The 24,129-nt window shown below is 43.4% G+C and carries 21 protein-coding genes; 15 read left to right on the forward strand and 6 right to left on the reverse strand.

What is annotated here, in order from left to right; translation table 11 throughout:
- Positions 1–160: 160 nt before the first annotated feature.
- The 5 genes from PR795_RS09180 to PR795_RS09200 all read right to left on the reverse strand — a co-directional run bounded on the left by PR795_RS09180 (position 161) and on the right by PR795_RS09200 (position 7,141).
- Positions 161–1,369, reverse strand: coding sequence for a hypothetical protein (locus PR795_RS09180; protein WP_272516813.1), 1,209 nt, complete (start codon positions 1,367–1,369; stop codon positions 161–163).
- 165 nt (positions 1,370–1,534) lie between these two features.
- Positions 1,535–1,768: a FeoC-like transcriptional regulator gene (locus tag PR795_RS09185; RefSeq protein ID WP_006659659.1), complete on the reverse strand. Its 234-nt coding sequence runs from the start codon at positions 1,766–1,768 to the stop codon at positions 1,535–1,537.
- Positions 1,769–1,778: 10 nt separating this feature from the next.
- A complete protein-coding gene (feoB, locus tag PR795_RS09190; protein WP_112860466.1) occupies positions 1,779–4,097 on the reverse strand; it encodes a Fe(2+) transporter permease subunit FeoB in 2,319 nt (772 codons plus the stop codon).
- A gap of 59 nt (positions 4,098–4,156) precedes the next feature.
- Entirely contained in the window at positions 4,157–4,387 is a 231-nt protein-coding gene (gene feoA, locus PR795_RS09195; protein ID WP_006663100.1) for a ferrous iron transporter A, read from the reverse strand.
- Positions 4,388–4,810: 423 nt separating this feature from the next.
- Positions 4,811–7,141 carry a Tex family protein gene (locus tag PR795_RS09200; protein ID WP_006663099.1) on the reverse strand — a complete coding sequence of 777 codons (2,331 nt, stop codon included), beginning with the start codon at positions 7,139–7,141 and terminating at the stop codon, positions 4,811–4,813.
- Positions 7,142–7,304: 163 nt separating this feature from the next.
- Between PR795_RS09200 and greB the strand changes: the two genes are divergently transcribed.
- The 14 genes from greB (at position 7,305) to hemN (ending at position 21,738) form a co-directional block, all read left to right on the forward strand.
- On the forward strand, positions 7,305–7,790 hold the full coding sequence (gene greB, locus PR795_RS09205; protein ID WP_272516814.1) for a transcription elongation factor GreB: 486 nt from the start codon (positions 7,305–7,307) through the stop codon (positions 7,788–7,790).
- 114 nt (positions 7,791–7,904) lie between these two features.
- Positions 7,905–8,624, forward strand: a complete 720-nt coding sequence (gene ompR / locus PR795_RS09210) for an osmolarity response regulator transcription factor OmpR (RefSeq protein WP_006659655.1) — start codon at positions 7,905–7,907, stop codon at positions 8,622–8,624.
- On the forward strand, positions 8,621–9,952 hold the full coding sequence (envZ, locus tag PR795_RS09215; RefSeq protein WP_006663097.1) for a two-component system sensor histidine kinase EnvZ: 1,332 nt from the start codon (positions 8,621–8,623) through the stop codon (positions 9,950–9,952). Before ompR ends, envZ begins: the two co-directional genes overlap by 4 nt.
- A gap of 461 nt (positions 9,953–10,413) precedes the next feature.
- The gene (pstS, locus tag PR795_RS09220; RefSeq protein WP_036977844.1) at positions 10,414–11,457 is read left to right on the forward strand and encodes a phosphate ABC transporter substrate-binding protein PstS; all 1,044 of its coding nucleotides are present in this window, start codon (positions 10,414–10,416) and stop codon (positions 11,455–11,457) included.
- A 112-nt stretch (positions 11,458–11,569) separates the two neighbouring features.
- Positions 11,570–12,526 (forward strand): phosphate ABC transporter permease PstC, encoded by a 957-nt coding sequence (pstC, locus tag PR795_RS09225; RefSeq protein WP_006663095.1) that lies wholly within the window; start codon positions 11,570–11,572, stop codon positions 12,524–12,526.
- 1 nt (position 12,527) lies between these two features.
- The gene (gene pstA / locus PR795_RS09230) at positions 12,528–13,409 is read left to right on the forward strand and encodes a phosphate ABC transporter permease PstA (protein ID WP_006663094.1); all 882 of its coding nucleotides are present in this window, start codon (positions 12,528–12,530) and stop codon (positions 13,407–13,409) included.
- A 38-nt stretch (positions 13,410–13,447) separates the two neighbouring features.
- On the forward strand, positions 13,448–14,224 hold the full coding sequence (gene pstB / locus PR795_RS09235) for a phosphate ABC transporter ATP-binding protein PstB (protein WP_006659650.1): 777 nt from the start codon (positions 13,448–13,450) through the stop codon (positions 14,222–14,224).
- 13 nt (positions 14,225–14,237) lie between these two features.
- Positions 14,238–14,969, forward strand: a complete 732-nt coding sequence (gene phoU / locus PR795_RS09240) for a phosphate signaling complex protein PhoU (protein ID WP_006663093.1) — start codon at positions 14,238–14,240, stop codon at positions 14,967–14,969.
- 240 nt (positions 14,970–15,209) lie between these two features.
- Complete coding sequence (locus PR795_RS09245) at positions 15,210–16,049, forward strand: ABC transporter substrate-binding protein (RefSeq protein WP_006663092.1); 840 nt, start codon at positions 15,210–15,212, stop codon at positions 16,047–16,049.
- A 74-nt stretch (positions 16,050–16,123) separates the two neighbouring features.
- Entirely contained in the window at positions 16,124–16,876 is a 753-nt protein-coding gene (locus PR795_RS09250; RefSeq protein ID WP_006663091.1) for an amino acid ABC transporter permease, read from the forward strand.
- 1 nt (position 16,877) lies between these two features.
- Positions 16,878–17,630: an amino acid ABC transporter permease gene (locus PR795_RS09255; RefSeq protein ID WP_181480483.1), complete on the forward strand. Its 753-nt coding sequence runs from the start codon at positions 16,878–16,880 to the stop codon at positions 17,628–17,630.
- Positions 17,631–17,856: 226 nt separating this feature from the next.
- Entirely contained in the window at positions 17,857–19,191 is a 1,335-nt protein-coding gene (locus tag PR795_RS09260; RefSeq protein ID WP_036966450.1) for an NCS2 family permease, read from the forward strand.
- 440 nt (positions 19,192–19,631) lie between these two features.
- Positions 19,632–20,150, forward strand: coding sequence for a Der GTPase-activating protein YihI (gene yihI, locus PR795_RS09265; protein ID WP_006663090.1), 519 nt, complete (start codon positions 19,632–19,634; stop codon positions 20,148–20,150).
- 214 nt (positions 20,151–20,364) lie between these two features.
- On the forward strand, positions 20,365–21,738 hold the full coding sequence (gene hemN, locus PR795_RS09270) for an oxygen-independent coproporphyrinogen III oxidase (protein ID WP_272516815.1): 1,374 nt from the start codon (positions 20,365–20,367) through the stop codon (positions 21,736–21,738).
- Between the two features lie 188 nt (positions 21,739–21,926).
- Here the strand turns inward: hemN and ampC are convergent, their stop codons facing one another.
- Complete coding sequence (gene ampC / locus PR795_RS09275) at positions 21,927–23,069, reverse strand: class C beta-lactamase (protein WP_036974156.1); 1,143 nt, start codon at positions 23,067–23,069, stop codon at positions 21,927–21,929.
- 152 nt (positions 23,070–23,221) lie between these two features.
- On the opposite strand from ampC, the gene PR795_RS09280 reads away from it, so the two are divergent.
- A complete protein-coding gene (locus PR795_RS09280) occupies positions 23,222–24,112 on the forward strand; it encodes a LysR family transcriptional regulator (protein WP_181480485.1) in 891 nt (296 codons plus the stop codon).
- The last annotated feature ends 17 nt before the right edge of the window (positions 24,113–24,129 follow it).

Consider the following 24,129-nt stretch of genomic DNA (forward strand, 5'->3'; position numbering starts at 1 on the left):
CGAATATTCAGGTGAAGTAAGGGGGCATTATGATGAATTGTTGAGCAAAGTGAGTCTTAAAAATATTGTGGGAATGATAAATAGGAGAAACTTTGAATTTGTGGATAAGGATAGAGATGAATAGGTTGCTTAAACAACACAACCTATTATCGAGACAGAATCAAGAATCAAGAATATTGACAGCCCCACCTTGCTGGCGATATTGCTGGAATACAACGCGATCCGGCGACAAACCATTATTTATGTTGTTGGTGTAGATGATGTTTTCTAGGGCACTGAAAAATTGTTCAAATGTATTAAATTGTGAAATGCTATGATCACCATTGACGAGCCTGTATATCTTTTGATCCATGCCGGCAGCAGATTGAATGCTAGCCGCACGGGACTCTTGCCCCAGGATGAATTGCATGAAAATAGCAGAGTTATCATTGGCAATACGTTGCTGAAGAGTCGATTTCAGGTTATTTAACGTCTCAATTTGAGGTAGGTAAATCTCTTCTTGCTGTGTTTCAGTCACTAAACCGTGACGCTTCATTTGTTGCGCAAGGTCTTTATACCCCTGATTGATGATAGTTTCATGGGCCGCTTGCAGTAGGTGGTTCGTGGTTTTTTGACTAATTTTATGGGTTGCTTGCAATTTACCCGCAAATTCAGCAGATAAATTCTGCAAAGCAGGATACTGATTAATTTCTTGATCTTTAAATGTCTGTTTATAGTTTATATCACTCAAATATTTAAAATATTTAATAGCAAGGTCATGAACCTGTTTATTATATTTTTTAAAAGGAACATTTTGGTCGTTAGGAATGTGTTTATTTTTTTCTTCTGAAAGACGATGCTTATTGATCAACTTTATTGCATCTTCTTTTCCATAAGCTTTTACAGGTTTGCTAATCTTAAAGAAATATTGGTTATGTTTAATCGATAAGTAGTGATCCTTGATTTTAGTGATCGTCTGTAAGAACGCAGGAGATTCTTTTTTTAACGAAGAGAATTGATTAAGCGTTTCATCGTATGAAGGTAATAAATTATTTGTTTTGTCGTAAGCGGAGCCTATTGGATTGGACTCTAGCTCTAGGTAAGTGGGTAAATAGGTCGAATCATTATACGTTGGCAACCCCGGTAATGGGCTAGAGCAGGCCTCATCATATGAGGGTAAACTCGATAAGCTTTGGTTTTCAGCAACAAAATTGATGGGTAAATTTTTGGCTTCATTAATTAAAAAGATGTTGGTTAAACTACGCGAGAGACAACGTTCTTCAATATGTTTCTGAGTTGACGCTTGAGGTGAAACAGAATGTGTAGCTTGCTTTGATTTAAAAGGGTTAACAAATGGATTGCTAAAAACTGATAGAGATTGGTTTCTCATATATATCCTTTTCTAAATAGAATGATGAATGAAGAGCAATCTTTATTCTAAATAGTGAAAGTAAAAATACTTTTAAAAAAGGATGGAATAAAAAAAGGATTAGGAATTTTATGGAAGATATCAAAATTCGTCAGAGCTTTTTAAATATGACATAAAATAAACGTATTATTTAATTTTATACACAAAATGAGAGCAATCATTACTCTCAGGGCATCCTTTACAGCTGGTCCCGGTTAAACAGGCACTGATATCGACTTTTTCAATTTTTCCCATACTGACCAGTTTTTCCGCCATGGCATTGACCAGTGCGGTAGGTGCATTCAATTGAGAACTGAGCAGTGCGATGTCAGCTTGCCCATAGAGAGCGATTAAATCTCGGACTTGCAACAAGCTGACCATCGTATTTTCCTTAGTGACAACTATTGTTAGAGCAACCAGAACACTGCTGTGCTGTTTTTGATTTAATATTGAAGGTAACGCGACTTCGCACACGACGTAGAACCGTAATCAACACAATATTAAATATGATAACGGCACTTATCGTTATCAAACTACTTTGCGGATGCTCGTTAAATGTCGCGGTTTGGTAGAACAAGGCAGCTAAGCTATAAGCAACGTTCAGTCCCCAAAGAATCGAGAAAGTCATCCAGCTTTTGTTGGTTTCTCGAGCGATAGCTCCCATCACTGACACGCAAGGTACGTATAGCAGCACGAAAATCAGATAACTGTATGCCGCGATATCAGAACCGAATTTCGCTGCCATGGTGCCCATTGAGCCCGTCGCCATTTCTGCATCCCCCATACTTGCTTCGATAGGGTTGGAGAGCGCACTAATGGAGAAAGTCTCTTTCAAGCTATCCCAAGTATCTGCAACAGCAGATTCTAACTCATCGAGTAGATCAAAAGATGCTGCATCAAAAGGCTCACTGGTGATCGCTTCCGCGGTGTACAGCGTATTTAATGTACCGACGACCACTTCTTTTGCCATTGCACCTGTAATCAATCCAACGGTAGCCTGCCAGTTGTCACTGTGTACACCGATTGGCTGTAATACTGGCGTGATGACTTTACTGACAGAAGCAAGCGCAGAGTCATTAATATTATCAACAGGCTTACCAGATAAGGAGAAACTGTTAAGTGCCCCGATAAAAATACTTGCTACGACAATCACCTTACCTGCACGAACCACAAAGCCCTTTAAACGCTGCCAAGTTTGAATGAGTAACGTTTTGGTATGAGGGACGTGGTAGACCGGTAGTTCCATCACAAAGGGTGAGGCTTCTCCACGCATTAGGGTGTGTTTGAGCAATAAGCCTGTCAGGATTGCGACGACAATACCAAGAAGGTACAGAGAGAACACGACACTCGCGCCATTTTTGCCAAAGAAAGCCGCTGCGAATACAGCAAAGATGGCTAAGCGAGCACCACAGGACATAAATGGCGCCATCAGGACGGTAATAAGGCGTTCACGAGGTGCATCTAACGTTCTAGCACCCATGATAGAAGGAACGTTACAACCGAATCCGACAATCAGCGGAACGAAAGACTTGCCAGGTAAACCAAGGGCTTGCATTAATCTATCCATGACAAAAGCCGCACGAGCCATATAGCCGGAGTCTTCTAAGATAGATAAAAACAGGTACATCATACCGATTTGTGGTACGAGAGGCAGGACGGTGTTGATACCGCCACCGACGCCTTGAGCTAAGAAAACAGTCAACCATTCTGGGAAGTTTGCTGTTGCACCAATCCATTGGATACCATGAATAAAAATAGCTTCTGACGCCCCTTCAAAGAACGGCTGCAAAGCACCACCAATATTGATAGCAAGGACGAACATCAGATACATCACAAATAAAAAGATAGGTACGCCCAGCCAGCGGTTCAAGATAAATTTATCTAGGGTCTGCGTGAGTTTATTCGGTTCAGCTTCACTGTTATTAATCGCAGCATGACAGATCGTGGCGATAGATTGATAACGCGCATCAGCAATTAATAACTCTGGTTCTTCTTGTAACGTCTCTTTGAGTTTGGTGCGCGTTTCAGCGAGCACTTGCTCAGAGATGTTAGCGCGTTGACGACTATAAATATCGCCTTCCAAGATCTGTAATGCTAACCAACGGCGCTGTTGTTGGCTAAATTGCTGAGCAGAGATTTGCTCAGAAAGTGTATCGACGGTTTGTAAAAGTTGTGGCGGGTATTGAACTAGAGCTTGTTGGCTATTTTGTGGATGGCTATCAATAGCTTGTTTGAGTTTTTCGAGACCCGTAGCCCGTGTGGAAACCATTGGGATAACAGGGCAGCCCAGCTGTTTTTCCAGTTGTTTAACATCAATATCAATATGTTGGCTTTCGGCGATATCCAGCATATTCAGCGCAACGATGCAGGGAACGCCGAGCTCGACCAGCTGTAATGTTAGGTATAAGTTACGCTCGAGGTTTGAGGCATCGACAACGTTGATCAACATGTCGGCTTCACCACTTAAAATAAAGTAGCAGGCGATTTGTTCATCAAGTGAAGTTTGCTCTGAAATGGTTGTGAGTGAGTAAGTACCCGGTAAATCAACAAGTTCAATCTTGTGTTCAGGCGTTTGGAAACGTCCAACTTTACGCTCAACGGTAACGCCAGCCCAGTTACCGACACGCTGGCGTGATCCTGTTAACTGGTTAAACAAGGTTGTTTTACCTGCGTTAGGGTTACCAATAAGGCCGATAGTTAATGGTTTCATAGTGTTGTATGCCAGTCGTGAAAAATGAAAATCTTTATTGGAATAAATGCAAAGAATAATTAATTTGTATGCACTTCATCTAAGTTAATCAATGCCAAATCTTTTTTGCGTAATACCAAGCTGACGCGGTGAGTTTCTATTTGTACGGGGTCACCAAACGGCGCTAAACGTACCACTTTAAATACTGAGCCTGGAAGTAGACCAAGGGAGAGTAATTTTTGGCGATAGGCTGGACTTATCTCTGGTGAAAAGCCAAGTATTTTATAACTGCATTGGGGAAGTATGGACATGGTACCTTCCAATTACTGTTTATTCTATGATTTAACTGTTAAATCATAGATGGTGTTATTAAGAATAATATTGATAATTATTATTATAAATTTGTGCGTCTTTAAAAGAAATAGTATGGAAGATAAAATTAAATCTAATTAACAATGAGAATCATAATCATCTACCATTTGTTATATTTAGCCTCTTTTTCCCGCAAGATTAAATGATATGGATCAAAAAGGGATTTAGTTGGCAGTTTTTTTAAAATAAAAAAAGGTGTTAATGTTGTTAATTAACATCATTAAATAAGACGGAATACAGATAATAAATTGAATTAATTTATTTTTAGTTAATAAATAGAATAGATTTGGAAGAAGTATTCCGTTATTGACTGAATAGGTTGTGATAAATGCCCTTACCTAAATAGTAAGGGCATGAAGGGGTTAACGCTTTTTACCAAAAGCCGCAGCCAGTGCATCACCCATCGCACTGTTACCCGCGTTTGAGCTGTTGCCGCGAGCATTGCCTCTTGGTGCTGGCGCTTTACGGGTATTTCTATCCTGTGCAGGTGCAGCGCTACGAGGCGCGCTATTACCGTCACCAGCTTGCTCATCTAAGCGCATAGTGAGCGCAATGCGCTTACGTGCAATATCCACATCCAGCACTTTCACTTTCACTATATCCCCTGTTTTAACCACCTTGTGAGGATCTTCAACATAGCTGTTGGATAGGGATGAAATATGGACTAGCCCATCCTGATGAACACCAATATCGACGAATGCACCGAAGTTAGTGACATTAGTCACTGCGCCTTCTAGGATCATACCCGGTGTTAGGTCATTCATGGTTTCAACGCCTTCAGCAAAGGTCGCTGTTTTAAACTCAGGGCGCGGATCGCGACCTGGTTTTTCGAGTTCTTTAATAATGTCAGTAACGGTAGGAACCCCAAATTGCTCAGTCGTAAATTCTCGAGGGCTTAGGCTATTTAATACTTGGGAATTGCCCATGATCTCTTTCAATGGTTGGCGAACGACTTCAAGGATTTTTTCGACAATTGGGTAGGCTTCAGGGTGAACAGTTGATGCATCCAGAGGGTTATCACCATTGGTGATACGCAAGAACCCTGCACACTGTTCAAAGGCTTTAGGACCTAAACGAGCGACTTTGAGTAACTGTTTTCTGTCATTGAATTGACCATTCGCATCACGCCAATCGACGACATTTTGGGCAATCATTTTACTCAAGCCAGCCACGCGAGTGAGGAGCGCGACGGATGCCGTATTAAGGTCTACGCCGACAGAGTTTACACAATCTTCAACCACGGCATCTAATTTGCGTGCTAACTGTGTTTGGCTCACGTCATGTTGATACTGACCCACACCGATAGATTTCGGATCGATTTTCACGAGTTCAGCCAATGGGTCTTGCAAGCGACGAGCGATAGAAACCGCGCCTCGTAAGGATACGTCTAAGTCAGGAAACTCTAATGCTGCTAGCTCAGAAGCAGAATAAACGGATGCGCCAGCTTCACTGACAATAACTTTTTGCGCAGTGACTTCTGGGTATTGTTTTTGCACCTCAGCGAAGAAACGCTCAGTTTCTCGTGAGGCGGTGCCATTACCAATTGCCACGAGTTCGACTTGGTATTTCTGGCACAATGCTGCAACGATAGTGGCGGCTTTGGCTGCTTGACCTGTATGCGGGTAAATGGTGTCAGTTGCCATGACTTTACCTGTTGCATCAACCACGGCAACTTTGACGCCAGTACGTAAACCTGGATCGAGACCCATAGTGGCGCGCATACCTGCGGGAGCTGCCATCAGTAAGTCACTGAGGTTACGAGCAAATACGTTAATTGCTTCTTCTTCTGCTTTCTCACGCAGAGTACTCATGATTTCGGTTTCTAAGTGCAGAAGCACTTTGACTCGCCAAGTCCAGCTGATGACGGCTTTACGCCATTGGTCAGCGGGTGCATTGTTTAAACGCACATCAAGATGACGAGTAATAATTTCTTCGCAGTAGCTCTCTTTTGGCGGCTCTTCAAACTGGGGATCACAGTTAAGAGACAGCTGTAAGACACCTTCATTGCGTCCTCGGAACATCGCTAATGCGCGGTGTGAAGGGACGTGAGCAACAGGCTCATGGTGATCAAAATAGTCACTAAACTTCACACCTTCGGTTTGTTTCCCATCAGCCACAACAGAAACGATGTGGGCATTCTTCCAAATATAATCCCTAACTTTCGCTAATAGGATGGCATCTTCGGCGAAACGCTCCATTAAAATATAACGAGCGCCATCGAGAGCAGCTTTGGTGTCAGCCACGCCTTTCTCAGCATCCACATAGTTCTGGGCAAGTTCGTCAGGTGACTGGCTTGGATCGTGCCATAGCGTATCAGCTAGTGGTTCTAAGCCAGCTTCGATTGCGATTTGTCCACGAGTGCGGCGTTTTGGCTTGTAAGGAAGGTAGAGATCTTCGAGTTCGGTTTTATTCAGCGTGGTATTGATGGCAGAAGCGAGTTCTGGGGTAAGTTTACCTTGTTCATCAATAGATTTTAGAATGGTTTGCTTACGGTCGTTTAACTCTCTCAAATACCCTAAACGGCTCTCTAGCTGACGTAGCTGAGTATCATCCAATCCCCCCGTGACCTCTTTACGGTAGCGGGCGATAAATGGGACAGTATTACCTTCATCCAATAATGTAATGGCTGAAAACACCTGTTTTGGTTGGGCTTGCAGTTCGGCCGCAATAATTTGGCTTAGAGTTTCATTCATGTCGTGTTTAAATACCTACTCAAAGAACAGTGAAAAATAGACTGCACAGTTATACTTGCTGGTAGACAGAATTGCCAGACAGAATTTTTGTCTAGTGGTAGGCAAGTCGCAGATTATATTTTATAAAATATTATAATTATCCGATTTATATACCTTTAATGTGATGAATAAGAGCCTGTTAATTACCCGTGAAGGGTGGGATGCCTTAGACAAAGAATTGAAATATCTTTGGAAAGAAGAGCGCCCTCTTGTAACTCAATCCGTCTCTGAAGCTGCATCGCAAGGCGATCGCTCCGAAAATGCAGAATATATTTATGGTAAAAAACGTCTACGGGAAATAGACCGGCGTATTCGTTTTTTATCCAAAAGATTGGATCAGCTTAGAATTGTTGAACCTGACCCTCGCCAAGAGGGGCGTGTTTTTTTTGGCGCTTGGGTTAAGCTTGAAGATGATAACGAAAATATCAGAATTTTCCGTATTGTGGGTGCTGATGAATTTGACCCTGCTAAGCAGTGGATTTCCATCGATTCTCCCGTTGCCCGTGCGTTAATTGGCAAGCAGGTTGAGGATGAAGTGGTGGTCACGACTCCAGGCGGAAAAGTTACCTATTTTATTCTAGAAATTAGCTATAAACCAATAATCAGTTAAAGAGTAAAATGATTCATTAAACTGAATGTTAATGGTAAATTAGTAGTATGAATATTATTTTTGTTACGTTCATCAGCAGAATAATTCTAAAATTCCACACTTTGGGGGCTATAAATGCAGGAAAGTTATAAAGTTCTCGTCGTCGATGATGATATGCGTTTACGTGCTCTGCTTGAACGTTACCTCACCGAGCAGGGTTTTCAGGTAAGAAGTGCAGCAAATGCTGAACAAATGGACAGGCTCCTCACTCGGGAATCGATTCATTTAATCGTATTGGACTTAATGCTTCCTGGGGAAGATGGCTTATCAATTTGTCGTCGTTTACGTAGTCAAAACAACCCAATCCCAATCATTATGGTGACGGCGAAAGGTGAAGAAGTTGACCGTATTGTGGGCTTAGAAATTGGTGCGGATGACTATATCCCTAAACCATTTAATCCTCGTGAACTACTAGCGCGTATTCGCGCGGTATTGCGTCGCCAAGCGAACGAATTACCGGGTGCGCCATCTCAAGATGATGCCGTCATTACTTTTGGTAAATTCAAACTGAACCTCGGAACGCGTGAAATGTTCCAAGGCGAAGAAAACATGCCATTAACCAGTGGTGAATTCGCGGTACTGAAAGTATTAGTGTCTTACCCTCGCGAACCGTTATCTCGTGACAAACTGATGAGTTTAGCTCGGGGTCGTGAATACAGTGCGATGGAGCGTTCTATCGACGTTCAAATTTCACGTTTACGTCGTATGATTGAAGAAGATCCTGCGCACCCACGTTACATTCAAACTGTTTGGGGCTTGGGGTACGTATTCGTTCCAGATGGAAGTAAAGCATGAAGCGACTGAGGTTCTCTCGACGTAGTACATTTTCTCGCTCGTTATTTTTATTTGTTGCGCTCTTGTTCGCAAGCCTTGTGACCAGCTATATGGTGGTATTGAATTTTGTTGTGATGCCAAGTCTACAGCAATTCAATAAAGTGCTTGCTTATGAAGTGCGGACATTAATGACAGAGAAAATGGTTCTACAAGATGGAACCTCAGTGCGAGTTTCACCCGCATTACGTAAGAAAATCTACAATGAGCTTGGAATTACCTTTTACGCCCATTCAGCGGCGATGGAAGAAGGACTAAATTGGGCGAAAGAGTATGATTTTCTAAGTGAAAATATGTCGGAATACTTAGGTGGCAAGGCGAGTGTACATTTAGAGCTAGGCCGTGAGTATCCGATATTATGGCTAACATCCTATCTAGCCCCAGATATCTGGGTGCGTGTTCCACTGACCGAAATTGGTCAAAATCAGTTTTCTCAAGTTTTCCGTTATACACTGACTGTTTTCCTTACCATCTTTGCAGGGGTTTGGCTCTATATTCGCTACCAAAATAAGCCATTATTGGAGCTGGAATATCATGCCGGTGAGGTAGGAAAGGGGCATGTGATGCCGCCAATGCAAGAAAAAGGTGCGACAGAGGTTCGTGCGGCGATCCGCTCATTCAACCATATGGCGGCGGGAATAAAATCACTCGAAAATGACCGAACGGTATTAATGGCGGGGGTTAGCCACGATCTTCGCACACCGCTTACACGAATTCGTCTCGCCACTGAAATGATGGGACCGGAAGACAGTTACCTCGCTGAATCTATTAATAAAGATATTGAAGAGTGTGACGCCATTATCGGGCAGTTCATGTCTTACCTGAAAACAGGGCAAGAGATGGATATGGAATTCTGCGATCTTAACGCCATTCTGAATGAGGCGGTAGTCGCTGAAACTAACGTGATCGGTGAAATTGAAACCAATTTCGTACCAGGTCCTGTGATGTTTAATGGTAACCACCTAGCAATCAAGCGCGCGATTACCAACATGATAGTGAACGCTTACCGTTACGGAAATGGCTGGATAAAAGTCAGCAGTGGTAAGAATGAAGATTACGTTTGGTTCCAAGTGGAAGATGATGGCGCAGGCATCAAAGAAGAAGATATTCAACGCCTATTCCAACCATTTGTTCAAGGCGAAAAAGCCCGCAGCAACAAAGGCACGGGGCTGGGTCTCGCAATAATTCGTCGAATTATTGATGCTCACGAAGGAAATATTGAGATTCATAAAAGTGAGCGTGGTGGGTTTGCTATTAGGGCCCTTCTCCCGCTAAAAGAACGCGAAGACTGATATCTCGTCGTATTTCGCGTTGTAGCGTTGTTGGCTGCTCTCGTTAACCCTAGCCACATACTCATGTATGCTCCCTGAGATATCTTTGCTTGTCGCCTACCTACAAGCTGAAATACTTAGAGATATACTGTGTAGATAGAAAGATAGAAAGATAGAAAGATAGAAAGATAGAAAGATAGAAAGATAGAAAGATAGAAAGAAATTTTTTCATTTATGACAAAATGTCATATTCCAAACGTTAGGCTGTCATATTCGCTAATCCTATTTAATTAATTGAAAAATAATAAATTAGTTGTTTTTACTCCCTCATTATTATTCTTTTCCTGTCGATAAAATCCGCAAATGTCATAAAACTGTCATAAACTTGACATATTGCCGTAACTCAATTGTCCTATTTTCCCTACCGTGACATACACCCAATAATTTAATACTTGATTATTTCTTACATCCCCGGAGGGATTATGAAAATGATGCGTACCACACTAGCAAGCGTAATGGCAGCAACTTTATCTCTGACTGCAATGTCTTCTTTTGCTGCTACCAGCCTGACCGGAGCTGGCGCGACATTCCCTGCTCCTGTTTATGCGAAGTGGGCAGACACTTATCAGAAAGAAACAGGTAATAAAATTAACTATCAGGGGATTGGTTCTTCTGGTGGTGTGAAACAAATTAATGCAAAAACAGTTGATTTCGGTGCATCAGATGCGCCATTGACTGATGACAAACTCAAAGAAGACGGTTTATTCCAATTCCCAACCGTGATTGGTGGTGTTGTTTTAGCGGTAAACGTTAAAGGCATCGAATCTAATCAGCTGGTTCTTGATGGTAAAACTCTGGGCGATATCTACTTAGGTAAAATTACAAAATGGAATGACCCAGCCATCGTAAAACTGAATCCAAACGTAAAATTACCAGACCAAAACATCGCGGTAGTTCGTCGCTCTGATGGTTCTGGTACGACTTTCGTCTTCACTAGCTACTTAGCAAAAGTTAGCGCAAATTGGAAAGATGAAGTGGGTGCGGGATCAACGGTTAACTGGCCGAAAAACAGCGTAGGTGGTAAAGGTAACGATGGCGTGGCAGCCTTTGTTCAACGTCTGCCAGGCTCTATCGGTTATGTAGAATATGCTTACGCAAAACAAAATAATCTTGCGTATACTAAGCTCATTTCTGCGGATGGTCAGCCAGTTTCACCGACAGGTGACAGCTTCAGCGCAGCAGCGAAAAAAGTGGATTGGTCTAAAACATTTGCACAAGACCTGACTAACCGTGAAGGTGCTAATGCATGGCCTATTACCTCAACCACATTCATCTTAGTTCACAAGCAACAAGCGAATGCTGAAAAAGGTAAAGCGGTTCTTGATTTCTTCAACTGGGCTTACGAGAAAGGCGGTCAGCAAGCGGAAGCATTGGACTATGCTGTGTTACCTCAAGAAGTTGTGACCGCAGTACGTACAGCATGGAAAACTGAAGTGAAAGATAGCCAAGGTAAAGCACTGTTCTAAGTGTTTCCTCGGGTTGGAAAATGGTAAGCGGGTGCTGAGGAATAGCACCTGCTTATTCACCGTAGTAACGTAAGTCCTACTGTAAAGTAGGCATGGAATGAGAACAAAGCGCATGGCCGAAAAAATAACGGCATTTAAAGCCCCTAGTAAGTCGGGCGACGTGATTTTTAGTGCATTAGTCAAAATAGCTGCGCTAATCACTCTCCTCATGCTGGGTGGTATTATTATTTCCCTGATTTTCGCATCTTGGCCAAGTATGCAGAAATTCGGGTTTTCGTTTTTGTGGAACAAAGAGTGGGATGCGCCAGCGGAACAATTTGGTGCATTAGTGCCAATTTACGGCACCATTGTTACATCATTAATCGCTCTGATTATCGCAGTACCTGTTAGCTTCGGTATTGCCTTATTTTTAACAGAGCTAGCACCTAATTGGTTAAAACGCCCGTTAGGTATTGCGATTGAGCTTCTCGCTGCAATCCCAAGTATTGTTTATGGTATGTGGGGGCTATTTGTCTTCGCACCATTATTTGCAGAATACTTCCAAGAGCCTGTGGGCAACGTGATGTCGAGCATTCCAATTGTCGGCGAACTGTTTTCAGGTCCAGCCTTTGGTATTGGTATTCTTGCGGCAGGGATTATCCTCGCCATTATGATTATTCCTTACATCGCTTCCGTGATGCGCGATGTGTTCGAACAAACTCCCGTGATGATGAAAGAGTCAGCCTACGGAATCGGCTGTACGACATGGGAGGTGATTTGGAACATCGTTTTGCCTTATACCCGAAATGGGGTGATTGGTGGGGTGATGCTAGGGCTCGGTCGTGCACTGGGTGAGACCATGGCGGTGACGTTTGTCATCGGTAACACGTACCAACTTGATAGCTTGTCACTGTTTATGCCGGGTAACAGTATTACCTCTGCGCTGGCGAACGAATTTGCAGAAGCAGAAAGCGGTTTACATACGGCAGCATTGATGGAACTTGGTTTAATTCTGTTTGTGATTACCTTCATCGTTCTGGCAATTTCCAAACTGATGGTTATGCGTCTTGCTAAGAATGAGGGACGTTAATATGTCGATATCTCAACCTGTTGTAGTTAATCAAAAAGAACGAGCACGCCGCCAAGCATGGCGCCGTCAAGTCAACAGAATGGCATTATTTGTCTCCATGTTAACCATGGCATTTGGTTTGTTCTGGTTAGTGTGGATCTTATTCTCCACAGTCACCAAAGGGATTGATGGCATGTCCCTCAATCTGTTTACTGAAATGACACCGCCACCCAATACGGAAGGTGGTGGTTTGGCTAACGCCATTGTGGGAAGTGGATTATTAATCCTATGGGCGACAGTCATCGGTACACCATTAGGGATTTTAGCGGGTATCTACTTAGCGGAATATGGTCGTAAATCATGGTTAGCCTCGGTGACCCGTTTTATTAACGACATTCTGTTATCAGCTCCTTCTATTGTGGTCGGGCTGTTCGTTTACACCATCGTGGTTGCTCAAATGCAGCATTTCTCGGGTTGGGCAGGGGTCATTGCATTAGCATTACTGCAAATTCCAATTGTTATCCGCACGACCGAGAATATGTTGAAATTAGTGCCAGATAGCCTGCGCGAAGCAGCATACGCACTGGGCACGCCAAAATGGAAAATGATTTTATCCATTACATTAAAAGCATCTGTATCTGGGATTATTACCGGTATTTTGCTGGCTATTGCACGTATTGCGGGGGAAACCGCACCACTGCTGTTCACTTCATTGTCCAATCAATTCTGGAGCACTGACATGAATGAGCCAATAGCTAACTTACCAGTGACTATCTTCAAATTTGCAATGAGTCCGTTCTCTGAATGGCAGGAATTAGCATGGGCAGGGGTTCTTCTGATCACCTTATGTGTCCTGTTACTTAATATCATTGCCCGTGTTGTGTTTGCACAGAAAAAACACTAATCCCAGACGAATAAAAGAATTGATAGAGAGAAGTAACCATGATTAATGCAAACGACATTACAAACAGTAAAATTAAAGTTCGTGACCTTAACTTCTACTATGGAAAGTTTCATGCGCTGAAAAATATCTCTTTAGATATTGAAAAGAACAAAGTCACTGCGTTTATCGGTCCATCTGGTTGCGGTAAATCCACACTGCTACGTACTTTCAACAAAATGTACGAGTTATATGGTGAGCAACGCGCAGAAGGCGAAATTTTACTGGATGGTCAAAATATTCTGACTGATAAACAAGATATCGCGTTATTACGTGCCAAAGTCGGAATGGTGTTCCAAAAGCCAACACCATTCCCAATGTCTATCTATGACAATATCGCGTTTGGTGTGCGTCTGTTCGAAAAACTGTCTCGCGTAGAAATGGATGAGCGTGTGCAGTGGGCATTGACGAAAGCGGCGTTATGGAATGAAACTAAAGATAAACTCCATCAAAGCGGCTATAGCCTCTCTGGTGGTCAGCAACAGCGTCTGTGTATTGCACGTGGTATTGCTATTCGCCCAGAGGTTCTGTTACTTGATGAGCCATGTTCTGCGTTGGACCCAATTTCAACGGGGCGCATTGAAGAACTGATTAGCGAATTGAAATCAGAATATACCGTGGTGATCGTCACCCATAACATGCAACAAGCTGCACGTTGTTCTGATTACACTGCATTTATGTACTTAGGTGAGTTGGTGGAATTTAATAACACTGACAAGATGTTCACCACCCCTGAAATGAAACAAACTGAAGATTATATTACTGGCCGCTACGGTTGATATGGAGCCGACGATGGATACGCTGAACCACAACAAACATATATCAGGGCAGTTCAATGCTGAACTGGAACATATCCATACTGAATTGATGACAATGGGAGGGCTGGTGGAAGAACAGCTCACCAAGGCCATCACTGCAATGCATAATCAGGATGAAGCCCTAGCGCGAGAAGTGATTGCCAACGACCATAAGGTTAACATGATGGAAGTGGCAATCGACGAAGAGTGCGTCAAGATCATTGCCAAGCGCCAGCCGACGGCAAGTGACTTGCGTTTGATTATGGCAATCTCAAAAACGATTGCTGAACTGGAAAGAATCGGTGACGTTGCGGATAAAATCTGCCAAACCGCACTGGAAAAATTCTCTCAACAGCATCAACCGCTGTTAGTGAGCCTAGAATCATTAGGTCGCCATACAGTACAAATGCTGCATGATGTGTTGGACGCTTTTGCTCGCATGGACTTGGAAGAAGCTATCCGTATCTATCGTGAAGATGAAAAAGTAGACCAAGAGTACGAAGGGATTGTCCGTCAGTTAATGACTTATATGATGGAAGACCCGCGTACCATTCCAAGTGTCTTAACGGCTCTATTCTGTGCTCGTTCGATTGAACGTATCGGCGACCGTTGCCAGAACATCTGTGAATTTATTTTCTACTATGTGAAAGGGCAAGATTTCCGCCATGTGGGTGGGGATAGCCTTGAAAAAATGCTGACTAGCTCGAAAGACAGCAACAAAGAGTAATTGTTAAACCACTGAGGTGTTCGCACCTCAGTGTTCATCTTCTTCATTTTCTTCTTGCTCGATAAGAGTCTTAATCTGCAACATTTTAGGGGTCGCTCCGATGGATTTTTACCCCTTTTTTTATGTCTCAATATATTCCAAATTGATATAAATATATTATTTAATATTATTTCAAGTGCTAAGAAATAGTTGATAGCTTGTGATGGTCGATTTACACAAATTTACCGTTAGGGGTATTCAATGAAAGCTCGTTTTCTTACTTCCGCACTTTTAGTTGCAGGTCTGGCGCTGACAGCGAATGTCGCTAGCGCTGATAAATTAGATGATATTAAACAAGCGGGAGTGATCCGCATTTCAGTTTTTGACAGCAACCCCCCATTCGGTTTTATTGACCCTCAAACCAAAAAACTCGCGGGCTATGATATCGATATTGCTCAAGCGATTGCGGATGATCTTGGGGTGAAATTGGAACTGCGTCCAACCAACCCGGCTAACCGCATTCCACTGTTAACATCCGGCAAAGTTGACCTGATTGGTGCCAACTTCACAATTACAGACGAACGCGCAAAACAGGTGGATTTCTCCATTCCTGACTTTGCAACAGGGCAAAAATTTATCGCTCGTAAAGGCGTGCTGAAAACGCCTGAAGATATTGCCCCACTGCGCATTGGAGCAGACAAAGGTACTGTGCAGGAAGTGACTCTGCGTGAACGCTTCCCGAATACTAAAGTGATTTCTTACGATGATACCCCGCAAGCCTTTGCTGCATTGCGTAATGGTAACGTACAAGCAATCACGCAAGATGATGCAAAACTGGTTGGTTTATTAGGTAATCTGCCAGAAAAAGTAAAAGCTGATTTCGAAATTTCACCGTTTAGCTTAACGAAAGAGTATCAAGCGCTAGGGGCTAGTAAAGGGGAAACGCGTTTAATCGAAAATGTGAATGCCACATTACTGAAACTGGAAAAAGAAGGCAAAGCTAACGAGATCTATAACCGTTGGTTTGGTCCAGACACCAAAGCGGCACAACCACGTGGTGAATTCAAATTTGCCCCACTGAGCGAGCAGCCTAAATCTTAAGTTAGTTATGTCGTTTAGTGAGAGTAAACGCCCCTGCCATGTTGCAGGGGTTGTCAGTTATAGCGAGGCAGAACATGTTCGACAAATTTTTCAGCGGTGACTTCTGGTCTACGCATCTCTTAGCCCCACAATATCTTGAGTGGTTTGGCTATGGCTTTTTGCTGACGGTCTGGATATCAATTTGTACGATCATCGCAGCTACGCTATTAGGTTTCATTGTCGCTTCAGCAAGAGATAGCCAAATAGCGCCTTTACGCTGGTTCGTGAGTGTCTATATCTCGATTTTTCGTAATACGCCGCTACTGGTGCAGCTATTTTTTTGGTATTTCGCATCAGGAGAAATTTTACCTGCAGCTGCAATGGAATGGCTTAATACCCCCCATGAAGTCGACATTTTTGGACTGACATTGGGCTGGCCATCTTTTGAGTTTTTAGCGGGCTTTGTGGGATTAACCTTATACACGGTACCGTTTATTGCGGAAGAAGTACGTTCTGGGATCCGAGGCGTGCGCCAAGGGCAAAAACAGGCGGCGCTTGCATTGGGTTTAACGTCATGGCAGTCCATGCGCTTAGTCATTTTACCGCAAGCGGTGAAAATTGCGTTACCGCCATTACTTGGGCAATACATGAACGTTGTAAAAAACTCTTCGCTGACAATGGCGATTGGGGTCGCGGAGCTTTCTTACGTATCACGCCAAGTGGATAGTCAGTCACTTCAAACATTTGCAGCATTTGGTTTAGCGACTGTGCTCTATATTGTGATTATTGCGTTTATGGAAGGCTGGGGTCAGTGGCGACAACAGCGTCAGTTGGCTCAGGGGGTATAAGATGGATTTTTCAGTCATTACAGATAACTGGCAATATTTGCTATTTGGGGCTTACCCTGATGGTCCCCTAGAAGGGGCCGCCCTAACGCTAATTATGAGCGTATTAGCTGGTGCCGCGTCTATTGTCCTCGGCACATTGGGCGGTATTGCGCTGGCGATGCTACGTGGTTTCTGGATGAATTTATTTGCCGCCGTTTTAGGCTTTTTCCGTGCCATTCCCGTCATTATGTTGATTTTTTGGACCTACTTCTTATTGCCGATCGTTTTCGGAACCGAAATTCCGGGCGTGACGGCGGTGGTGTGCGCATTAGCGCTGATCACCTCCGCCTATTTAGCGCACGGCGTGAAAGCGGGAATTTTAGCTATCGGTCAAGGGCAATGGAACGCAGGGCTTTCTCTCGGGTTTAACCGATGGCAAGTACTGTGGAATGTGGTGTTACCTCAAGCCTTACGTATGATGGTGCCTTCTTTTATTAACCAATGGGTTGCGTTAATTAAAGATACCTCTCTGGCGTATATTGTAGGGGTGGCAGAGCTGTCATTCTTAGCCACACAGGTGAATAACCGTGAAATGATATACCCGCTGGAAGTCTTCCTGTTTGTGGCATTTATCTACTTTGTGATGTGCCTGTCAGTGGAAATTCTTGCCAACCAAGTGGCGAAAAAACTCAATGATAAACGTGCGCCGCGCAGTAGAGCCGCAAAACGCGGTTGGTTGTTTTGGCGACGCCAAAAATTGATCGCGCTTTCCTAATTCACCCTCGTAGCGCTATGTTGTAATGGCGGCGTGATAGCCGCCATCGTTTTCTCGATATTCATTTATAGTATCAGTCAGTTAAGAAACCCTATTTATTTTAAATAACGCAATCGTTTTCTTTTGTGATGTTTAGTTGTACCATGAGTCGAAAAAAACTTTTTTTCGTGTCCACCATGCCGCCATTGGCACTCTAGGGCATGACATTTCGACAAGGCGCATTTTAATGACTAATCAATCTTCTGGCTCTTCGCAACAGCAGGGTCTGTTCCAGCGTGTGTTTAAATTACAAGAACACGGTACCACCGCAAGAACAGAGGTCGTTGCAGGATTCACTACCTTCCTGACGATGGTGTATATCGTTTTCGTTAACCCACAAATTTTGTCCGTTGCTGGCATGGATATCAAAGCGGTATTCGTGACAACTTGTTTAATCGCAGCGATTGGCAGTATTTTGATGGGATTACTGGCTAACTTACCAATTGCAGTTGCACCTGCTATGGGGCTGAACGCCTTTTTTGCCTTTGTGGTTGTTGGCGCGATGGGCTATTCATGGCAAGTGGCTATGGGGGCAGTATTCTGGGGGGCGGTTGGCTTATTCATTCTGACGTTATTCCGTATTCGTTACTGGATCATCGCCAATATTCCCCTGAGTTTACGTGTGGGGATCACCAGCGGTATCGGTCTATTTATCGCCATGATGGGGCTGAAAAACTCCGGTATTATCGTTGCAAACCCAGATACCTTAGTTTCAATTGGTAATTTAACCCATCACAATGTGTGGCTGGGGGCTCTTGGTTTCTTTATTATCGCTATCTTAGCGGCGCGTAATATTCATGCTGCGGTGTTAGTTTCTATTGCCGTCACGACGCTGATTGGTTTGGCGCTGGGCGATGTGAAATATACGGGCATTTTCTCAATGCCGCCAAGTATTACCAGTGTTGTTGGCCAAGTGGACTTTGCTGGCTCACTGGATCTGGCACTTTCTGGGGTTATCTTTGCCTTTATGTTGGTAAACCTGTTTGACTCCTCGGGCACCATGATTGGGGTAACAGACAAAGCCGGTATTACCAACGAGCGTGGGACTTTCCCTCGCATGAAACAAGCACTGTATGTGGATAGCTTAAGTTCGGTGGCAGGTTCTGCAATGGGGACTTCGTCCGTAACAGCGTATATCGAAAGCTCTTCAGGGGTATCGGTGGGCGGTCGTACAGGTTTAACCGCGATTGTCGTCGGTGTGTTATTCCTGTTGACCATGTTTATCTCTCCGCTGGCGGGTATGGTTCCAGCCTATGCAACGGCAGGCGCGCTGATTTATGTTGGCGTTCTGATGACTTCAAGCTTAACGCGCGTGAAATGGGATGACTTAACGGAATCCGTTCCGGCGTTTATTACTGCGGTCATGATGCCATTTAGCTTCTCGATTACAGAAGGTATTGCGCTAGGTTTTATTGCGTACTGTGCGATGAAAATCGGTACAGGGCGCTGGCGTGACCTAGGCCTGTGTGTGATTTTAGTTGCTGCGATGTTCTTACTAAAAATGGTCCTCGTCGACGCCTAATATTAATGCTCGTCATATTTTGCGCTGTAGCGGCGTTGGCTTCAATTGCTAACCCTAGTCACATACTTGTGTATGCTCCTAGGGATTAGCAACTCTTGCCGCCTTGCTACAGCACAAACTATTTAGAGCATTGCTCAAGGTGACTCTCTATTTTTGCCCCCTGGTGATACAGCTATTGAGAGCATTGGAATGCTTAGGCAACTTGAATTACCTAGAATATCGCTCAAAACATAAATCTCTATTCTGAGTGCAAGACCCTTAACGGGCTTCCCTTTTTGTTGCTTGAATGCAACTCAAATTATTTAAGGTATAATCATTAAAGTACTGTTGCGAATGCAAAGTGAGATAAAATTCACCTAAATTGCAAAGTAGTGCTTTCGCTGCTTAAGGGATCCTGCTAGATTCCGCAGCAGAAACTGATTTTATCAAGGTAGCAAACCATGAATTCACCGAAAAAACCGACCGCAAAACTGAAGAAAAAATACCGTAAGACGAAAGAAGAGCTCAACGCAGAAGGCCGTGAGCGTAAACGCGAGAAAAAACATCGCGGGCATAAGTCTGGTAGCCGTAACCAAGACGGATCATCAACAGGTCAAAAAAATGGGCAAAATGCTCAGGTTGATCCACGTATCGGCAGCAAAAAACCGATCCCATTAATCGTGGAAGATAACAAACCAACCGCACGTCCAGTGGTGAAAGAGAAGCCAGTGGCGAAAGAAAAACTGACGCCAGAAAAAGAGCTGGAAATGCTGGAAAGTGATGATCGCTTAGACAGTATTCTGGCACGCTTGGAAGATGGCGAAACCGTCACGGCACAAGAACAACAGTATGTCGACACCTGCTTAGATCGCATCGACGAATTGATGAATATGCTTGGTATCGAATATGCTGATGAAGAAGGTGATGAAGAGGAAGAAGAGAAATTTGATGACATTATGCGCATCTTAAAAAGTAAATAATCGCCTCTCTGTTTATTCCTCCTGTCTTTACGGGAGGAATATTGTCCAATTTCTCACCTATCTTCCTTTTCTTTGATGTTGCATCAGATCTGTTTTTTCTAACATCGCTATAATCTTTGCGGTATACACTCTTTACATAAATAGCTAAAAAATAATCTAAAGAGATATAATTAATAGTGATGCTTTCGAGCGTGTGGTCAATTAAGGAATATCAATGTCAGAGCAAAATATTGTTTGGGATCTCTCTCTCATCCAAAAATATAACTATTCAGGTCCGCGTTATACCTCTTATCCAACAGCCTTAGAGTTTAACCAAGACTACAATGAACAGGCTTTTATTGAGGCAACCCAACGTTATCCTGACCGTCCTTTGTCTCTGTATGTGCATATCCCGTTTTGCCACAAACTGTGCTATTTCTGCGGCTGTAATAAGCTAGTCACTCGCCAAAAACATAAAGCGGATGAGTATTTAGAAGTCATTGAAAAAGAAATTATCCAGCGTGCTGCGTTACTTAAAAATCGTACAGTGACTCAAATGCACTGGGGCGGCGGTACACCAACTTACTTAGATAAAGCTCAAGTCAGTCATTTAGTGGGCTTGCTGAAAAAACATTTTCATTTTGCGCCGGATGCGGAGATGTCCATTGAAGTCGATCCCCGAGAAATCGAACTCGACATGATTGACCATCTGCGCAGTGAAGGCTTTAACCGTCTAAGCATGGGTGTCCAAGACTTTAATAAAGAAGTGCAAGTTCTGGTTAACCGCGAGCAAGATGAAGAGTTTATTTTTGCGCTAATTAAACGTGCGAAAGAGACTGGCTTCACGTCAACCAGTATCGACCTGATTTACGGTTTACCAAAACAGACCCCAGAAAGCTTCGCGTTTACATTGAAAAAAGTGGCGGAGCTTGCGCCTGATCGTTTAAGCGTTTTCAACTACGCGCATTTGCCGAATTTATTTGCGGCGCAGCGTAAAATCAAAGATGAAGACCTGCCAACGGCGGAGCAAAAACTGGATATTCTGCAAGATACTATCGCAACGCTGACATCCGACGGTTATCAATTTATCGGGATGGATCACTTTGCTCGCCCAGAAGATGAACTTGCCGTGGCACAGCGAGAAGGAATTTTACATCGTAATTTCCAAGGTTATACCACCCAAGGGGATTGCGATTTATTAGGATTGGGGGTATCTGCGATCAGTATGCTCGGCGATAACTACGCCCAAAATCAGAAAGATTTAAAAAACTACTACGCGCAAGTGGAAGAAAAAGGACATGCCCTATGGCGTGGATTAGTGCTAACAGATGACGACTGCCTGCGCCGCGATGTGATCAAAACATTGATCTGCAACTTCCAATTGAACTTTGCGCAAATTGAAGCGCTCTACCCAATTGACTTCAAAACCTATTTCAAAGAAGACCTAGAACTACTCAAACCAATGGCAGAAGATGGGCTGGTGGAAGTCAGTGAAACGGGGATAAAAGTCACGCCACGCGGGCGACTGCTGATTCGTAATGTGTGTATGTGTTTTGATGTTTACCTTAGAAGTCAAATGAGATTACACCAATTTTCTCGCGTCATCTAAATGTTCGTCATACTTCACGCCGTGGCTTTGTTGTCTGCTCTCGGTCACTCGGGTCACATACTTTTGTATGCTCCCCGAGATAACCTCGTTTGACGCCTAGCCACAACGTGAATTATTTAGAACATTGGATGTTTATTAGATAGTTATTTAAAACATTCCAGATTCCAGATTCTGCATATTTCACAGGGCTAGTGCTTCACTTTTTCGATTAGCTGGTAGGCTGCGTTGATGCGCTCAGGGATTGGGTACCATTGGTTAGAGAGCAGCACGATGCCAATTTTTTCGTCGGGAATAAAGGCAGCATAAGCTGCAAACCCATTGGTGGAGCCTGTTTTGTTATAGAACGCAGCAGACTCTGGTGGCAGTGGTGGTTGAATAGCTTCAACTTTTTGTGGTTTAAGCGCCATATCATCACGGTTGCCTTGTTGTAATTGAGCCAATGAGACAGGCCATGGATAACTTTCCCACATTAAGTCTTGCACAAAAGAATCCGTCATATACACACCCGTATGGGTATCTTCAACCGCTTCCTGCCAAGATTTCTTCACGTCGACAACTTGCATATTGATATCGAGAAAATGAATCAAATCCTTAGCTGTCGATTTCAAACCGTAGGCTTCATTATCTAAGATCTCTGGGGTTACGCGGACAGGTTGATGTTGCTTATTATAACCTTGAGCATAATTCTGTTGCTTCTCTTGAGGAACCTGCAAATAGGTATGTTTCATCCCCAAAGCAGGTAACATCATGTTATCTGTCGCTTGCGAAAATGTCGTTCCCAGTTGTTTTGCGGTAACCATTCCCAATAAACCCACTCCGAGATTGGAATAAGAACGATATTCGCCAATCGGTTTTTCTGGAGACCATTGTTGATAATACTGGATTAACTCAGCACTATTCGTCACGGTGTTGGGAACAAAGAGAGATAAGCCAGAAGTGTGTGTGGCTAAATTCATCACTGTCACTTTATCAAATACCGTATTTTTTAATTCTGGCAAATAGTGGCTCACGGGCTGAGAAAAATCGAGCTTACCTTGCCCTTGGGCATAGGAAGCTAGCGTTGCCGTGAATGTTTTTGATAAAGAGCCAATTTCATACAGCGTATTATCGGTGACAGGGACTTTGGTCTGCTTGGATTGGATTCCATAATGGTAAATAAAGTGTTTTCCATCAACGGAAATTGCCACTGACATGCCTGGAATTTGCTGCTGTTTCATTAACGGCTTAATAATACTGTCCACGTCAGACTGTGTTAATGCCGCGCTAGATAATGACGTTAATGCCAAACTGACGGCGACAAGCAGCCGTCCGTGACGAAAAAGATTTTTCATACAGATATCCATTAAAATAAAAGTTTTATTTATGATGAGTGGCAAGCAAAATATTACCACTCCAAACGTGAAGTGATTCTGGAGTCGGAGTATGCGGCTTTTCTCGCATGAATTAAAACGATATAAATTTCGATGAGGTAAAAGAAAATCTTATGGCTGAGAACGCTCGTTACCGTTTACCCCTCAATGCACTCAGAGCTTTTGAGGCATCAGCACGTCACTTAAGCTTTACGCGGGCGGGCATGGAGCTAAATGTGACTCAAGCCGCAGTAAGCCAGCAAGTTCGTGCGCTGGAAGAGCAATTGGGTTTGGAGCTATTTATTCGTTTACCAAGAGGGCTGGCGCTAACTGATGAAGGTTTGGCATTATTGCCTGTGGTTAGCCGATCTTTCGACCAAATCGAATCATTATTGCAGCAATTCGAAGATGGCCATTATCATGAAGTTCTGAATGTTTCTGTGGTGGGTACCTTTGCGATCGGTTGGCTGCTACCACGATTATCGCGTTTTTCTGAACGCTATCCCTATATCGATTTGCGTATTATGACGCACAATAATGTGGTGAATCTCGCAGGGGAAGGAGCCGATTTTGCTATTCGCTTTGGTGAAGGGTTATGGCCATTAGTCGAAAATACCCCATTATTTTCAGCACCACATACGGTACTTTGCGCTGAAAAAATTGCCCGTAAACTTAAGAATCCCATTGATTTGCAAAACTTTCCATTAATGCGCTCCTACCGAAAAGATGAATGGGATAAATGGTTTTTAGCTGCCAATGTAGAGCCGTGGCGAGTGAAAGGTCCTGTTTTCGATTCTTCCCGTTTAATGGTGGAAGCGGCATTACTGATGGAGGGTATCGCGATTGCGCCAAGTTGTATGTTTGAACAGGAGCTAAGTGCAGGGAGTTTGGTGCAGCCGTTTGATATTTCCGTGACTCTAGGCGGTTATTGGCTGAGTCGATTAAAATCCAAACCAATGACACCAGCAATGGCGATTTTTCAGCAATGGTTACTGGAAGAATCCAATAACGGGAATGGGTTATAGATGATAAATCGGTGCTT

The organism is Providencia sp. PROV209 (genome assembly GCF_028479485.1).
Classification (GTDB): Bacteria; Pseudomonadota; Gammaproteobacteria; order Enterobacterales; family Enterobacteriaceae; genus Providencia; species Providencia alcalifaciens.

Excerpts from the sequence above, each read along its gene's own strand:
- PR795_RS09245 (WP_006663092.1), top strand. The coding sequence starts at position 15,210 with ATGAAAGCTCGTTTTCTTACTTCCGCACTTTTAGTTGCAGGTCTGGCG.
- PR795_RS09200 (WP_006663099.1), bottom strand. The coding sequence starts at position 7,141 with ATGAATGAAACTCTAAGCCAAATTATTGCGGCCGAACTGCAAGCCCAA.
- greB (WP_272516814.1), top strand. The coding sequence starts at position 7,305 with ATGAATAAGAGCCTGTTAATTACCCGTGAAGGGTGGGATGCCTTAGAC.
- phoU (WP_006663093.1), top strand. The coding sequence starts at position 14,238 with ATGGATACGCTGAACCACAACAAACATATATCAGGGCAGTTCAATGCT.
- PR795_RS09280 (WP_181480485.1), top strand. The coding sequence starts at position 23,222 with ATGGCTGAGAACGCTCGTTACCGTTTACCCCTCAATGCACTCAGAGCT.
- feoA (WP_006663100.1), bottom strand. The coding sequence starts at position 4,387 with ATGTCCATACTTCCCCAATGCAGTTATAAAATACTTGGCTTTTCACCA.
- ompR (WP_006659655.1), top strand. The coding sequence starts at position 7,905 with ATGCAGGAAAGTTATAAAGTTCTCGTCGTCGATGATGATATGCGTTTA.
- pstS (WP_036977844.1), top strand. The coding sequence starts at position 10,414 with ATGAAAATGATGCGTACCACACTAGCAAGCGTAATGGCAGCAACTTTA.
- PR795_RS09180 (WP_272516813.1), bottom strand. The coding sequence starts at position 1,369 with ATGAGAAACCAATCTCTATCAGTTTTTAGCAATCCATTTGTTAACCCT.
- PR795_RS09255 (WP_181480483.1), top strand. The coding sequence starts at position 16,878 with ATGGATTTTTCAGTCATTACAGATAACTGGCAATATTTGCTATTTGGG.
- PR795_RS09185 (WP_006659659.1), bottom strand. The coding sequence starts at position 1,768 with ATGGTCAGCTTGTTGCAAGTCCGAGATTTAATCGCTCTCTATGGGCAA.
- hemN (WP_272516815.1), top strand. The coding sequence starts at position 20,365 with ATGTCAGAGCAAAATATTGTTTGGGATCTCTCTCTCATCCAAAAATAT.
- ampC (WP_036974156.1), bottom strand. The coding sequence starts at position 23,069 with ATGAAAAATCTTTTTCGTCACGGACGGCTGCTTGTCGCCGTCAGTTTG.
- PR795_RS09250 (WP_006663091.1), top strand. The coding sequence starts at position 16,124 with ATGTTCGACAAATTTTTCAGCGGTGACTTCTGGTCTACGCATCTCTTA.
- envZ (WP_006663097.1), top strand. The coding sequence starts at position 8,621 with ATGAAGCGACTGAGGTTCTCTCGACGTAGTACATTTTCTCGCTCGTTA.
- yihI (WP_006663090.1), top strand. The coding sequence starts at position 19,632 with ATGAATTCACCGAAAAAACCGACCGCAAAACTGAAGAAAAAATACCGT.
- pstA (WP_006663094.1), top strand. The coding sequence starts at position 12,528 with ATGTCGATATCTCAACCTGTTGTAGTTAATCAAAAAGAACGAGCACGC.
- feoB (WP_112860466.1), bottom strand. The coding sequence starts at position 4,097 with ATGAAACCATTAACTATCGGCCTTATTGGTAACCCTAACGCAGGTAAA.
- pstB (WP_006659650.1), top strand. The coding sequence starts at position 13,448 with ATGATTAATGCAAACGACATTACAAACAGTAAAATTAAAGTTCGTGAC.
- PR795_RS09260 (WP_036966450.1), top strand. The coding sequence starts at position 17,857 with ATGACTAATCAATCTTCTGGCTCTTCGCAACAGCAGGGTCTGTTCCAG.
- pstC (WP_006663095.1), top strand. The coding sequence starts at position 11,570 with ATGGCCGAAAAAATAACGGCATTTAAAGCCCCTAGTAAGTCGGGCGAC.